We start from the raw sequence: 13,839 nt of genomic DNA on the forward strand, positions 1-13,839 counted from the left end.
TCTATCTGTAATTCCGAGTAATTCTGTGGTATTATAAATAAGTTCCATATGATTCTCCTAATGTTGGTTTGGTCACTATTCATTATAGGTCATATGGGGCTTTTTTTGTACCTCAAAAAGCCCTATAATCCCTATTTTGGGTCGTTACCCACTATAGAAATTATAGAGCCTTTCTTAAAGGAGAAATCATGAAAACGATTTTTAAGGACGTGGGGAAGGTCTTGAAAGGCCTAGGTTCGGATATTTGGACCTACTTTATCCGCCTCGGGATTTTACAGATTCTAGTTGGATTTGTGGGCGTTTATATCCTTGAATTTTCATTCCGGTTCATTTTATTTTCTGCCAATCAGGAAAGTCTACGCTTGGATAACCTGACAGTTATCTTGTTGAATCCAATTAGTCTCTTAGCAACCTTAGTCTTTTTTATCCTCACGGCGGGTCTGATCTTTTTTGAAATGACCGCTCTAGCTTTGATGGTTTATGGGGCCTATCAGCAGCAATACTTTAGCTGGAGAGAGATTGGTTATTATACATGGACCAGCTTGACCAAACAAAGATGGTTAGATTTACCAGTCTTTATCTTGTATTTGGTGTCGCTGATCCCAGTGGCCAATCTCGGATTTGGCCCCTCCCTAACCAGTAAACTCTATATCCCCGCTTTTATTACCGGTGAGTTGACCAAGTCAAGCTGGGGAAGTATTTTATTGCCGGTTCTTTTTCTACTGGTAGCCTACCTGAACTTGCGTTTGATTTTCACCCTACCCTTGATTTCGGTTAACCAAGTCAGCATTCGGCAAGCCATTAAAGATTCTTGGTTGCTGACCAAGAAAGGTAAACTTCGCCTGCTTGGATCTTGGACTTTGGTTGAAGTAGCGATTACGGTTCTTGTCCTTCTGTTGGTTGGGGGAGTGATTGTGGCTTCCACTCTGGTCGACCAAGCGGGACAGTCGCTAGTAATCCAGAGTTTTTTCCTAACCCTTCTTGAATGGTTGATTGGTTTCTTTACCTTTTTAACCAAATTATCCTTAATGACCTTCCTAGTGTGGGAAATCATTAAAGAAAATCGGGTAGCTTCTCACTTACAAGCTCAGCGGGAACGGCCGACGGTTCGAAAGCTGCTCCTTAATCTCGGATTAGCCTTCTTATTTTTGATTTATATGGCCGGTAATAGCTTGCACTTAATCAGTCAGGTTTTGAATACCAAGCAATTAACCATTGCCCATCGTGGTTTTGTGGAAAAAGCTGTTGAAAATTCCCTTGAAGGAATTAAGGCTTCTAAAGAAGCGGGAGCTGATTTGGTCGAAATGGATGTCTTGATGACCAAGGATCAAAAATTGGTGGTGATGCATGACTATAACCTAAAACGCCTGGCTGGACTTGATAAAAAAGTAGCCGATATGACCTATGATGAGGTTGTAGGGCTGGCTCTGGAACAAAATGGTCACAAGGCTATCCTTCCGTCCTTTGAGGAGTTTGTCCAAGTAGCCAAGGAAAATAACATCAAGCTTCTAGTCGAATTGAAACCACATGGAGCAGAACCGGATAATTATGTAGACCTGGTGTTAGCAGAATTGAAACGTCTCGATCCAGATCACACCTATCCAGTCATGTCCTTGAAACATGAAGTCATGCGGGAATTGGAAGACAAGGAGCCAGCGATTGAGACAGGTTATGTAATTCCCTTTAATTTTGGTGATTTGCAATTGGATCAGGTTGATTTTTTGGCGGTTGAGGAATTCTCTTATTCGAACCAATTGGTCGAAGAGGCTAAGGCAGCCAAAAAACCGCTCTACATTTGGACCATCAATGAAGAAGCGGAGATGATCCGCTACCTCCAAACACCTCTAGATGGAATGATCACGGACTTCCCAGATAAGGTGCAAGCCTATAAAGGAGAACTGGCAGATGAGACCAGCTACTGGGACCGGTTTATCCGCTTAATTGAAGATAGTGGTGTCTAGGGGAACCAGAGTTCTATGGTATAATGGGGGCAAAATAAGATTAGAAAGCGTAGTAGGACATGAAAGGATTTTTTAAATTTTTAACAATACTCCTGGTTATCTTGGGTCTTGCCTGGTACCTGATTCTTCCTAGCAAGCCGGTCACTAGTCAGGAGCGCTTTGGGGCTTGGCAAGAGAAAACGAATTTTGTTACCTTGATGCAGCAAGCAGTGTCTAATTTGACCTCCACCGGAGATGGCTTGACTTCGCAAATGGTTGTTGCCAATAATGATTTAAAATCGATTTTGAATGAGAATCTGTCTGACCAACAAAAACAAGATTTGGCAGACTCCGCCATTCAATTTGAGCAGTCCAACCTCCAGGTTCGTTATCCACTTGAGTTGTTTGGACCGGTGACCAGTCAATTGGAGTTGAATTTGGATTTGGTGACCAAGGAAGGCCAATTAGAAGCAGTGATTCAGTCTGCTAAATTGGGGAAAATTCCTTTGCCAAAAGCTCTCTTGCGTATGGTTCTAAACCAAGGCACTCTGCCTCAGGATTTTAGACGGGACGATTTGACGCTACCGATTACACTTCCTGCAGAAGGCTATGCCTTGGAGAGTATTGAAATTCATAATGGCCAGGCCATTGTTTACCTCAAGTTAAATCGCGAACGTTTGCTAGCCATGTTAGAATCGCAAATTAAGCCCTAGAGATACGCAGAAGACCCCAATTCACATAGGAATTGGGGTCTTTGTTAGCCTCCGAAGAGTTTTTGGAAGAAGCCTTTTTTGGCCTTACTTTCTGTTTTACTTGGTTTCTGGGGGAGATAGGTTTGAATGCTGGGGTCCTCTAGATTCAGGGCATGGTCGGAATGGAGAATTAGCCCGAAAGGGGAGTGTTGGCAGTCATCAGATACAATGGTTGTTGCAATTTCTTGCTCTTTTCCGATTTTGAGGTAGGCCAATTGGAGGTCATTTGGAAGACTGGGTGAGATTTTGAGGTAGAGAGGGGAGTAGCTGTTTTTTAAGCTGGTGATGATCCCTGGTAAATTGTCTTTAACAGTAGCTTCCTTGGCTTCTGCGATTGAAACTTGGCAGGCAACTCTTTCTTGAAAGGTTTCGAGATACTTTCGTTGTTGGTCAGGATCCAAGCGCTGGCAACCGGTTGCTTTTTGCATCAGTGTTTTTTCAAGATTTTCCATATTTCCAGTATAGCACTTTTTAAAGACGTCTAAGGGAAAGGAGAACTTGCAATTTATTTCACAACGCTCCAATTTTTCCTTGAAAAACCACTTTTTTTACGTTATGATAGAAGGGTAATAAAAATTAACTCATAAGGAGAGTAAGAAATGTCAATTATTACTGATGTTTACGCTCGCGAAGTCCTTGACTCACGCGGTAACCCAACACTTGAAGTAGAAGTTTACACAGAATCTGGCGCATTTGGTCGCGGTATGGTTCCTTCAGGAGCTTCTACAGGTGAGCACGAAGCAGTAGAACTTCGTGATGGAGATAAATCTCGTTACCTAGGTCTTGGTACACAAAAAGCTGTTGACAACGTAAACAACGTCATCGCAGAAGCTTTGATTGGTTTTGATGTACGTGATCAACAAGCGATCGACCGTGCTATGATCGAACTTGATGGAACTCCAAACAAAGGTAAATTGGGTGCGAACGCAATCCTTGGTGTTTCTATCGCTGTAGCTCGTGCTGCTGCTGACTTCCTTGATGTACCACTTTACAACTACCTTGGTGGTTTCAACGCTAAAGTACTTCCAACTCCAATGATGAACATCATCAACGGTGGATCTCACTCAGATGCTCCAATCGCATTCCAAGAGTTCATGATCTTGCCAGTTGGAGCACCTACATTCAAAGAAGCTCTTCGTTACGGTGCTGAAATCTTCCATGCTCTTAAGAAAATCCTTAAAGGTCGTGGTCTTGAAACAGCTGTTGGTGACGAAGGTGGATTTGCACCTAAATTCGAAGGAACTGAAGATGCTGTAGAAACAATCATCTCAGCTATCGAAGCTGCTGGTTATGTGCCAGGTAAAGATGTCTTCATCGGATTTGACTGTGCATCATCTGAGTTCTACGACAAAGAGCGCAAAGTTTACGACTACACTAAATTCGAAGGTGAAGGAGCTGCTGTCCGTACAGCTGCTGAGCAAGTAGATTACCTTGCTGAATTGGTTGAAAAATACCCAATCATCACAATCGAAGATGGTATGGACGAAAACGACTGGGATGGTTGGAAAGTTCTTACTGAGCGTCTTGGTGATAAAGTTCAATTGGTTGGTGACGACTTCTTCGTTACAAACACTTCTTACCTTGAAAAAGGTATCGCTGAAGGTGCTGCAAACTCAATCCTTATCAAAGTTAACCAAATCGGTACTTTGACAGAAACATTTGAAGCGATTGAAATGGCGAAAGAAGCTGGATACACAGCTGTTGTTTCTCACCGTTCAGGTGAAACTGAAGATTCAACAATCTCAGATATCGCTGTTGCAACAAACGCTGGTCAAATCAAGACAGGTTCATTGTCACGTACTGACCGTATCGCTAAATACAACCAATTGCTTCGCATCGAAGATCAATTGGGTGAAGTAGCTCAATACAAAGGTTTGAAATCATTCTACAACCTTAAAAAATAAGCCTTCCTAAAGGCTGAGAGTCCTTTTAGCAGATTTTGCTAGAAGGACTTTTATTTGAAAAAAAGACAGTAAAAAAGCGCAAAAAGACGCTCTCTGTGTTATACTATTCTTGTGAATTTTTTAATTTTTATTTTGGGCCTTAGAACTGTTGCCTCAGTCCTAAGGCCTTTTCTTGTTGATAAGGTTGATGTGTGGAAAGCAGTTTGTAAATGATTCTCAGTAGTTTATGGGCACAAGCAATGACGGCTTTCATCTTACTTCCTCTTTGGGAAACTCGTTTGTATAGTGATGAAAAAGCAGGATCTTTAGAATGTGCAGCAATCATGCCAGACATCGTTAAAGCATGTTTGATATAGGGATTTCCTTGTGTAATATGTGAGGATTTTTTAATACCAGCACTTTCATAGGAGCCAGGACATAATCCAGCCCAAGAAGCCAAATGGCCATCGGTTTCAAAAGCCTGCACATCTGGTCCAATCTCAGCTAAGATAATTGCAGCAGCAGCTTCACTTACCCCAGGTAAAGTTTGAAGGATCTGGTTCTCTTCTGGAAAATGTCTTTGAATATAATCCTTGATTTCTTGAATCAAAGTCTCAATGAGCTTCTGATACATCCGATATTCTTCCAAACTTTGATTCAAGAGAAAACGATCTTCCAGCGACAATTTTCCATTCATAGCTTCTACTAGTTCATCAGGACTAGCTTTAACCCGCTTTTGCATACAAGATTTGACACTATCATAGTCGATAACCTCACCATCAATAAACAGTGAAAGTAGAGCTTGCCCTGTCTTTGAGAAAATATCGGATAAATAGCTGGTCAATTTAATATTAGCACGTTGCAGTATGTTGTGAATCTCATTTTTGACTTGTGTTTGACGTTGCTTGTAAGAAGATTTACGACGAGTTAGTAAACGTAACTGCATAACTTCTGGACTTGGAATGTAAGAAGAAGCAATTAGCCCACATCTTCCCAACTGTGCCATCCATTCAGCGTCCTTCACATCTGTCTTACGCCCAGGAACATTTTTGATATGTTGGGGATTGGCTAGAACTAAAGTTAAATCAGAGTCAGCAAAGATATTGAAAAGAGGAATCCAGTACTGTCCTGTAGATTCAAAGAAAACATGGGTTACATGATTCTCCTCTAACCAAGTCAAAGCTTTTTGAAGAGCTACAGTCGTAGTTCCAAATTGTTTCTGAATTTTCCTAGGCTTACTAGTTGTTAGTGGACCATCAAGGATACAGCAGACAATAGATTTCTGGTGGACATCAATTCCACAACAGGTTTCAATCATAACTTCCATTGAAAAAAGCCTCCTATTCTTATTTTGAACAATCGAATAAGAGACTAAATGTAATTTTATTTTCACGCTTCTTTGCGTATTCGAGTTATCTCATGGCTCTTATTCATCCAGTTTTTTGTACAGGCTAGGCAAAGCCCTATTAAACCCACGGATTTGTATTGCTCACTTTTATTATAGGCTAAGCATCTTTTTCTGTCATGAGTTAGCAGGCAAAGCCTGCTTGGAGTTTTATTTGAAAAAAAGACAGTAAAAAAGCGCAAAAAGACGCTCTCTGTGTTATACTATTCTTGTGAATTTTTTAATTTTTATTTTGGGCCTTAGAACTGTTGCCTCAGTCCTAAGGCCTTTTCTTGTTGATAAGGTTGATGTGTGGAAAGCAGTTTGTAAATGATTCTCAGTAGTTTATGGGCACAAGCAATGACGGCTTTCATCTTACTTCCTCTTTGGGAAACTCGTTTGTATAGTGATGAAAAAGCAGGATCTTTAGAATGTGCAGCAATCATGCCAGACATCGTTAAAGCATGTTTGATATAGGGATTTCCTTGTGTAATATGTGAGGATTTTTTAATACCAGCACTTTCATAGGAGCCAGGACATAATCCAGCCCAAGAAGCCAAATGGCCATCGGTTTCAAAAGCCTGCACATCTGGTCCAATCTCAGCTAAGATAATTGCAGCAGCAGCTTCACTTACCCCAGGTAAAGTTTGAAGGATCTGGTTCTCTTCTGGAAAATGTCTTTGAATATAATCCTTGATTTCTTGAATCAAAGTCTCAATGAGCTTCTGATACATCCGATATTCTTCCAAACTTTGATTCAAGAGAAAACGATCTTCCAGCGACAATTTTCCATTCATAGCTTCTACTAGTTCATCAGGACTAGCTTTAACCCGCTTTTGCATACAAGATTTGACACTATCATAGTCGATAACCTCACCATCAATAAACAGTGAAAGTAGAGCTTGCCCTGTCTTTGAGAAAATATCGGATAAATAGCTGGTCAATTTAATATTAGCACGTTGCAGTATGTTGTGAATCTCATTTTTGACTTGTGTTTGACGTTGCTTGTAAGAAGATTTACGACGAGTTAGTAAACGTAACTGCATAACTTCTGGACTTGGAATGTAAGAAGAAGCAATTAGCCCACATCTTCCCAACTGTGCCATCCATTCAGCGTCCTTCACATCTGTCTTACGCCCAGGAACATTTTTGATATGTTGGGGATTGGCTAGAACTAAAGTTAAATCAGAGTCAGCAAAGATATTGAAAAGAGGAATCCAGTACTGTCCTGTAGATTCAAAGAAAACATGGGTTACATGATTCTCCTCTAACCAAGTCAAAGCTTTTTGAAGAGCTACAGTCGTAGTTCCAAATTGTTTCTGAATTTTCCTAGGCTTACTAGTTGTTAGTGGACCATCAAGGATACAGCAGACAATAGATTTCTGGTGGACATCAATTCCACAACAGGTTTCAATCATAACTTCCATTGAAAAAAGCCTCCTATTCTTATTTTGAACAATCGAATAAGAGACTAAATGTAATTTTATTTTCACGCTTCTTTGCGTATTCGAGTTATCTCATGGCTCTTATTCATCCAGTTTTTTGTACAGGCTAGGCAAAGCCCTATTAAACCCACGGATTTGTATTGCTCACTTTTATTATAGGCTAAGCATCTTTTTCTGTCATGAGTTAGCAGGCAAAGCCTGCTTGGAGTTTTTTGTGTGCTCAAGGGCCTGATTCTGAAAGTTCTTTCAAAATCAGGCCCTGTTTTTGGAATTTAGAATCTATAATCTAAATCTTAGAGCTAATTGAAAACGCTTTCTATTAATCGTATAATAAGGGTGAGGGGACTAGGTCCTTGGAACAGATATATTTTTCCGAAAAGGAGCAATAGCATGACCGAATTAAAGCTGAACCATTTATATAAAAAGTATCCGAATAGTGATTTTTATTCGGTAGAGGATTTTAACCTGCATATTCAGGATAAGGAATTTATTGTTTTTGTAGGTCCTTCGGGGTGTGGTAAATCAACCACGCTACGGATGATTGCTGGTTTGGAAGATATTACAGGCGGGGAGCTCTATATTGGTGATCAGTTGGTCAATGAGGTAGCTCCTAAGGATCGGGATATTGCCATGGTTTTTCAAAACTATGCCCTCTATCCACACATGACGGTCTACGAAAATATGGCCTTTGGGTTGAAACTTAGGAAGTATTCCAAGGATGCGATTGATCAGCGGGTCAAGGAAGCTGCTGAGATTCTAGGCTTGACAGAGTTTCTGGATCGGAAACCAGCGGATCTATCTGGAGGTCAGCGGCAGCGGGTTGCTATGGGCCGGGCGATTGTTCGGGATGCTAAGGTTTTCTTGATGGATGAGCCGCTGTCGAACTTGGATGCTAAGTTACGGGTATCGATGCGGACAGAGATTGCTCGGATTCATCAGAAGATTGGTGCGACAACCATCTATGTAACGCATGACCAGACAGAAGCCATGACCCTGGCTGACCGGATTGTTATCATGAGTGCAACTAAGAATGAAAAAGGGACAGGAACGATTGGTCGAATTGAACAAGTTGGTAGTCCTCAGGAGTTGTACAATGAGCCAGCCAATCTCTTTGTAGCCGGATTCATTGGTAGTCCAGCCATGAACTTTTTTGAGGTAACTGTAGAAGGAAATACAATTACTCAAGGAGAAGATTTCCGGCTAGAGATTCCAGAAGGAGTGCGGAAGCTGTTGAAGGCTAAGGGTTATATGCAGCAGAAGGTGATTTTTGGAATTCGGCCTGAGGATGTTTCTGCAGATCCCTTGGTTTTGGATACATTCCCGAATGCAGTTGTTGAAGCTGAAGTGGTTGTAGCTGAACTATTGGGCAGTGATTCGATTCTCTATTGTAAGATTGGCTCTCAAGAATTTTCTGCCCGGGTGGACGCTCAAAATTATTTAGCACCAGGTGAAAAAATCAAATTTGCTTTTAAATGTGCCAAAGGTCATTTCTTTGATCCAAGAACGGGCCAACGGATTGCTCTCTAGTCTACTCATGTTCAAAAGGGAGGGGACAGATGTCAACTTTAGCAAAATATGAAGGAATTATTCCCGCTTTTTATGCTGCCTATGATGTACAAGGACGGGTTAGTCCAGCGGCCGTTCAGTCTTTGGTTCAGTATTTTATCGACAAAGGGGTGCAGGGGATTTATGTCAATGGTTCCTCGGGTGAGTGTATTTACCAGAGTCCTGAGGATCGTAAGCAAATTTTGGAAGCAGTTATGGAGGTTGCCCGAGGGAAATTGACGGTAATCAACCATGTGGCTTGCAATAATACCGAGGATAGTATGGACTTGGCCCGCCATTCGGAAGCTTTGGGGGTTGATGCCATTGCAGCCATTCCGCCGATTTATTTTAAACTGCCCGAGAAGTCTATTGCAGCTTATTGGAATGCGATTAGCGAGGCTGCTCCGGAGACGGACTTTATTATTTACAATATTCCGCAACTGGCAGGGGTTTCGCTGACCCCTTCTCTGTATCAGGAGATGAAGAAAAATCCACGGGTTATTGGAGTGAAGAATTCATCTATGCCTGTCCAAGATATTCAATCCTTTGCGGCGATTGGGGGAGCGGATTCGATTGTCTTTAATGGTCCCGATGAACAGTATTTGGGTGGTCGCTTAATGGGTGCTCGAGGTGGAATTGGGGGTACCTATGGGGTGATGCCAGACCTCTTCCTGCAATTAGAAAAGCTGATTCAGCTAGGAGACTTGGAGCAGGCTCAAGCCCTTCAATTTAAGATTAACGAAGTCATTGCCAAGTTGGTGGCGGGTTCAGGTCACTTGTATGCAGTTGCCAAAGAGGTTTTGCGAGTGAATGAGGGAATCGATTTAGGACCTGTCAGAAGTCCCTTGGCTAATTTAGGGGACCAAGATTGGGACTTGGCGCGTGAGATTGCGAGTCTTATTCAGGATATTCGAGCGAGCTATGTGAAAGAGTAAGAGCCATGAATCTTTTAGGAATCGATATTGGGGGAACCACCATCAAGGCAGATGTCTATGATGAGCAGGGGATTTCCCAAGGTTATACACGCGAGTTTGCAACGGGGGTCGACATGACCCAGGGGAAAAATTGGATAGCCGACCAGCTTCGGGATTTGGTGAGGGATGTGCAGGCGGAGTTGAGTCTGGATGGCCTGGCCATTTCGACAGCAGGAGTTGTGGATTCAAGGAGCAAGAAGATTGTCTATGCCGGTCCGACCATTCCAGCCTATGCTGGCCTTGATTTTCAGAAGGAGATTGGGGATCCATTTGGTCTTCCGGTTTCTGTTGAAAATGATGTCAACTGTGCTCTTTTAGGGGAGTCTTGGAAAGGATTAGATGAAGCCTACCAAGATGTGGCCATGATTACGGTTGGGACTGGGATTGGTGGAGCTATTCTGCAGGCAGGAAAGTTGGTCAATGGCCATGCTTTTACTGCTGGGGAGGTTGGCTATCTGCCGATTGGAAGTCAAGACTGGCAAAGTCTTGCTTCGACTACCGGTTTGCTCAAGAGCTATCAACTGGAGACTGGAGTCGCATTAGCAGATGGGCGCGCCTTTTTTGAACGCTTGGATCAAGGTGAGGAGCAGGCTCAGCAGGTTTTTGAGTATTTTATTAGTAACTTGGCTCAGGGACTTCTGATTATGTCCTACCTTTTAAATCCCCAGGTTCTTCTGATTGGAGGTGGAATTTTAGCGCGGGCAGATAAGATTTTACCGGCACTCCGGCAGAGAATAGCGGAGCTGGTTGTGGATTCGCGTTTCCTACCAGAACAGATTTTAGCCGCTTCCATGGGGAATGAGGCAGGGCGCTTAGGAGCAGTCAAGCATTTTTTAAGGATGCAGGCTTCTGAAAGTTCTTTCAAAAAATAGCCCAAAAGGTAAAAAGCGGAAACTCGAGTCTAAATGTTAGCAACTATAGAAAACGCTTTCTTTGGAAGGTATAATAAAGGTAGAAATGAAGGATAGGGGGACCGATATGTGAGAAAGCAGAAAAAGGAGGCTTTTAAAGCAAAGGTTTCAGATGGTATCATCGTCTCTTGTCAAGCATTGCCGGGAGAGCCATTGTATCGTGAGGAGGGAGGAATTATTCCTTTGTTGGCCAAGGCCGCAGAGGAAGGTGGGGCTTGTGCCTTGCGGGCCAATAGTGTGCGCGATATTCAGGAAATTCAAGCTATCTCTGACTTACCAATTATTGGTATTATTAAGCGAGACTACCCGCCTCAAGAACCCTTTATTACGGCTACGATGAAAGAAGTGGATGCTTTAGCAGCCTTAGGAATTGATGTGATTGCTCTCGATTGTACAGCCAGAGAGCGATTTGATGGTCTGGCACTGACGGATTTCTTGGCTCAGATCCAGGCTAAGTATCCAGACCAGCTGTGGATGGCAGATATCTCAACCTTTGAGGAAGGACTGGCAGCCGCTGAAGCTGGGATTGATTTTATTGGGACGACGCTATCGGGCTACACCAGCTATAGCCGTCAAGCAGAGGGGCCAGATTTGGAGTTGATGCAGCGTCTGGTTCAAGCGGGCTTGGATGTCATTGCGGAGGGAAAAATTCATTCGCCTTAAGAAGCTAGAGCTGTTCATGATCTAGGAGTAGCAGGTCTTGTGGTCGGTGGGGCGATCACACGTCCGAAAGAAATTACCGAACGTTTTGTCAAGGCCCTTCGATGAGTCAACATGAGGATTAAACAGGTGACCTAGCCTGGTCATCTGGGAAGAAAAGAATAAAGGAGTATCGTATGAAGTTTAAAAGATTAGCCAGTGGTTTATTGTTTGCAACAGCAGCTTTTACATTAGTGGCTTGTTCTTCAACAGCACAAGAAGGTGGCAAGGCTCAGGATGACTCTGGTAAGACGGAGATTACCTGGTGGGCCTTTCCTGTGTTCACCCAGGAAAAGGCGGAAGATGGTGTAGGCACCTATGAAAAATCAATCATTGAAGCCTTTGAAAAACAAAATCCAGATGTGAAGGTCAATCTTGAAATGATCGACTTCAAATCAGGGCCAGAAAAGATTACGACAGCCATTGAGGCAGGAACAGCACCCGATGTCCTCTTTGATGCTCCTGGTCGGATCATCCAATACGGAAAAAATGGAAAATTGGTTGAACTTTCAGACCTCTTTACAGAAGAGTTCACGAAAGATATTACCAATGAAGAGTTAATTAAGGCGAGCAAGGCTGGTGACAAAGCCTACATGTATCCGTTGAGTTCAGCGCCGTTCTACATGGCCTTCAACCGGGAAATGCTAAAAGAAGCAGGTGTTGAGGATCTTGTTAAGGAGGGCTGGAAGACTTCTGATTTTGAAAAAGTCTTGAAAGCTTTGAAAGACAAGGGCTACAATCCAGGTTCGCTCTTTAGTAATGGTCAGGGAGGAGATCAAGGAACACGCGCCTTCCTCGCCAACTTGCAAGGAGGTTCTGTAACCGATGCAGAAGTCAGCAAGTATACAACAGACAGTCCAGAATTTATCAAAGCGCTGGAACAAGCCAAAGATTGGATGGATAAGGGTTATCTAGCTAATGGTTCCCAGTTTGACGGTGGAGCAGATATTCAAAACTTTGCCAATGGCCAAACAGCCTACACTCTCCTTTGGAGTACTGGTCAAAATGGCCTTCAAGAAAAATTATTACAGGCAAGTGGCGTGGATGTTGTAGAAGTACCCTTCCCATCACCAGAAGGTAAACCAGCCCTTGAATACCTCATCAATGGATTTGCGATCTTTGATAACAAGGATGACAAGAAGGCCGAAGCTTCTAAAGAATTTGTCCAATTCTTAGCTGATGATAAAGAGTGGGGACCAAAAAATGTAGTCCGCACAGGAGCCTTCCCAGTTCGTGTTTCCTATGGCAAACTCTATACAGACAAACGGATGGAAACGATTAATGAGTGGACCAACTATTATTCTCCATACTACAACACCATTGATGGTTTTGCAGAAATGAGAACTTTGTGGTTCCCAATGTTGCAATCTGTCTCAAATGGTGATGAAAAGGCTGAGGAAGCTCTTAAGACTTTCACAGAAAAAGCCAACGAAACGATTAAAAAATAATGGCTATTCCAACTCGTTTAAAGTCATACTGAACTTGAATAAACTCAAGCAAAGAAGGTGTGGGTTTAAATTAGCGGAGTAGAAATATAGTCAGGCCCTCTCCTCGTTTGTGAGGGGAGGGTTCTTATACTCATTTAATTTCAAATTTTGACGTTGTCAAGCCTCCTTGATGAACCTAAGTTCTACCTTCGTCGGCTTTCCTAGTCAATTCTTTGAAATTATTCGAGTATTCTAATTTTGATTTTAATTGGGTATTATTTCAGATTTCCAGCTTTAAGGGATCGAGTGACTGGGGTGTCGTTTGCTTCCACCAGACACTCCTACCTCATAAAAATTAAAATAGTCGAATCAGGCGAATTGATGATTAGGAAAATTGAAAAGCCCTGAAGGAGCTTTTCAACCCGGTCCCAAAATTGACAGCAAAACTTACAGCCTCTAAGTTTCATCAAGGGGGTGATGAGGTCAGATGTTGACAGTAAATGAGGGTTGCAATCTCAGAATAGCTGGAAGTCCTAGTAGGAGGTAATTCTTGTGAAAGTGAATAAAATACGGTTGAGGGAGTCCTTGATTTCTTACGCTTTTTTAGCTCCGATTCTCTTTTTCTTTACAATTTTTGTTCTAGCACCGATGATCATGGGTTTTATTACAAGCTTCTTTGATTATTCGATGACCAGTTTCCGATTTATAGGTCTGGACAATTACACCCGGATGTTTCAGGATCCGATTTTCTTATACTCATTCAAATTCAAAATCTGAAAAAATCCATTCTCTATGGACAATAGATTTAAGGTCAGACCAATGCAAACTTTGAATCACTTCTTGTAGTTTATCAATCACGTCCTCAAGTGTTTTAAAGCC

General features: G+C 42.4%; 10 protein-coding genes and 2 pseudogenes. 9 read left to right on the top strand and 3 right to left on the bottom strand.

From position 1 onward, the window contains the following. Positions 1-188: 188 nt before the first annotated feature. The gene (locus HZY94_RS04815) at positions 189-1,961 is read left to right on the top strand and encodes a glycerophosphoryl diester phosphodiesterase membrane domain-containing protein (RefSeq protein ID WP_179925231.1); all 1,773 of its coding nucleotides are present in this window, start codon (positions 189-191) and stop codon (positions 1,959-1,961) included. 59 nt (positions 1,962-2,020) lie between these two features. Then, complete coding sequence (locus tag HZY94_RS04820; protein WP_179925232.1) at positions 2,021-2,653, top strand: hypothetical protein; 633 nt, start codon at positions 2,021-2,023, stop codon at positions 2,651-2,653. Positions 2,654-2,697: 44 nt separating this feature from the next. On the opposite strand, the gene HZY94_RS04825 is transcribed toward HZY94_RS04820, so the two are convergent. After that, positions 2,698-3,144, bottom strand: a complete 447-nt coding sequence (locus HZY94_RS04825) for a DUF1694 domain-containing protein (protein ID WP_179925233.1) — start codon at positions 3,142-3,144, stop codon at positions 2,698-2,700. A gap of 147 nt (positions 3,145-3,291) precedes the next feature. Here HZY94_RS04825 and eno point away from each other — a divergent pair, with 147 nt between their 5' ends. Next, positions 3,292-4,596, top strand: coding sequence for a surface-displayed alpha-enolase (gene eno / locus HZY94_RS04830; RefSeq protein ID WP_179925234.1), 1,305 nt, complete (start codon positions 3,292-3,294; stop codon positions 4,594-4,596). A gap of 139 nt (positions 4,597-4,735) precedes the next feature. Here eno and HZY94_RS04835 read toward each other — a convergent pair whose 3' ends face one another. Both HZY94_RS04835 and HZY94_RS04840 read right to left on the bottom strand, forming a co-directional pair. Beyond that, complete coding sequence (locus HZY94_RS04835; protein ID WP_179925235.1) at positions 4,736-5,968, bottom strand: IS110 family transposase; 1,233 nt, start codon at positions 5,966-5,968, stop codon at positions 4,736-4,738. A 251-nt stretch (positions 5,969-6,219) separates the two neighbouring features. Then, complete coding sequence (locus tag HZY94_RS04840) at positions 6,220-7,452, bottom strand: IS110 family transposase (protein WP_179925235.1); 1,233 nt, start codon at positions 7,450-7,452, stop codon at positions 6,220-6,222. Positions 7,453-7,794: 342 nt separating this feature from the next. Here HZY94_RS04840 and HZY94_RS04845 point away from each other — a divergent pair, with 342 nt between their 5' ends. The 6 genes and pseudogenes from HZY94_RS04845 to HZY94_RS04870 all read left to right on the top strand — a co-directional run. Beyond that, on the top strand, positions 7,795-8,931 hold the full coding sequence (locus HZY94_RS04845; protein WP_179925236.1) for an ABC transporter ATP-binding protein: 1,137 nt from the start codon (positions 7,795-7,797) through the stop codon (positions 8,929-8,931). A gap of 29 nt (positions 8,932-8,960) precedes the next feature. After that, a complete protein-coding gene (locus tag HZY94_RS04850) occupies positions 8,961-9,884 on the top strand; it encodes a dihydrodipicolinate synthase family protein (RefSeq protein WP_179925237.1) in 924 nt (307 codons plus the stop codon). Between the two features lie 5 nt (positions 9,885-9,889). Next, on the top strand, positions 9,890-10,795 hold the full coding sequence (locus tag HZY94_RS04855) for an ROK family protein (protein WP_179925238.1): 906 nt from the start codon (positions 9,890-9,892) through the stop codon (positions 10,793-10,795). A gap of 108 nt (positions 10,796-10,903) precedes the next feature. Then, a pseudogene (locus tag HZY94_RS04860) lies at positions 10,904-11,602 on the top strand (N-acetylmannosamine-6-phosphate 2-epimerase). Between the two features lie 68 nt (positions 11,603-11,670). Beyond that, positions 11,671-12,981 carry an ABC transporter substrate-binding protein gene (locus HZY94_RS04865; protein WP_179925239.1) on the top strand — a complete coding sequence of 437 codons (1,311 nt, stop codon included), beginning with the start codon at positions 11,671-11,673 and terminating at the stop codon, positions 12,979-12,981. 531 nt (positions 12,982-13,512) lie between these two features. Beyond that, positions 13,513-13,719: pseudogene (locus tag HZY94_RS04870) on the top strand (sugar ABC transporter permease); the annotation flags it as partial. Between the last annotated feature and the right edge of the window lie 120 nt (positions 13,720-13,839).

The sequence above is a fragment of the Streptococcus danieliae genome, assembly GCF_013415245.1.
Classification (GTDB): Bacteria; Bacillota; Bacilli; order Lactobacillales; family Streptococcaceae; genus Streptococcus; species Streptococcus danieliae_A.

Bases quoted from the DNA above. Each gene is read 5' to 3' on its own strand.
- HZY94_RS04850 (WP_179925237.1), top strand. From the start codon at position 8,961: ATGTCAACTTTAGCAAAATATGAAGGAATTATTCCCGCTTTTTATGCT.
- HZY94_RS04825 (WP_179925233.1), bottom strand. From the start codon at position 3,144: ATGGAAAATCTTGAAAAAACACTGATGCAAAAAGCAACCGGTTGCCAG.
- HZY94_RS04865 (WP_179925239.1), top strand. From the start codon at position 11,671: ATGAAGTTTAAAAGATTAGCCAGTGGTTTATTGTTTGCAACAGCAGCT.
- HZY94_RS04820 (WP_179925232.1), top strand. From the start codon at position 2,021: ATGAAAGGATTTTTTAAATTTTTAACAATACTCCTGGTTATCTTGGGT.
- HZY94_RS04845 (WP_179925236.1), top strand. From the start codon at position 7,795: ATGACCGAATTAAAGCTGAACCATTTATATAAAAAGTATCCGAATAGT.
- HZY94_RS04855 (WP_179925238.1), top strand. From the start codon at position 9,890: ATGAATCTTTTAGGAATCGATATTGGGGGAACCACCATCAAGGCAGAT.
- eno (WP_179925234.1), top strand. From the start codon at position 3,292: ATGTCAATTATTACTGATGTTTACGCTCGCGAAGTCCTTGACTCACGC.
- HZY94_RS04815 (WP_179925231.1), top strand. From the start codon at position 189: ATGAAAACGATTTTTAAGGACGTGGGGAAGGTCTTGAAAGGCCTAGGT.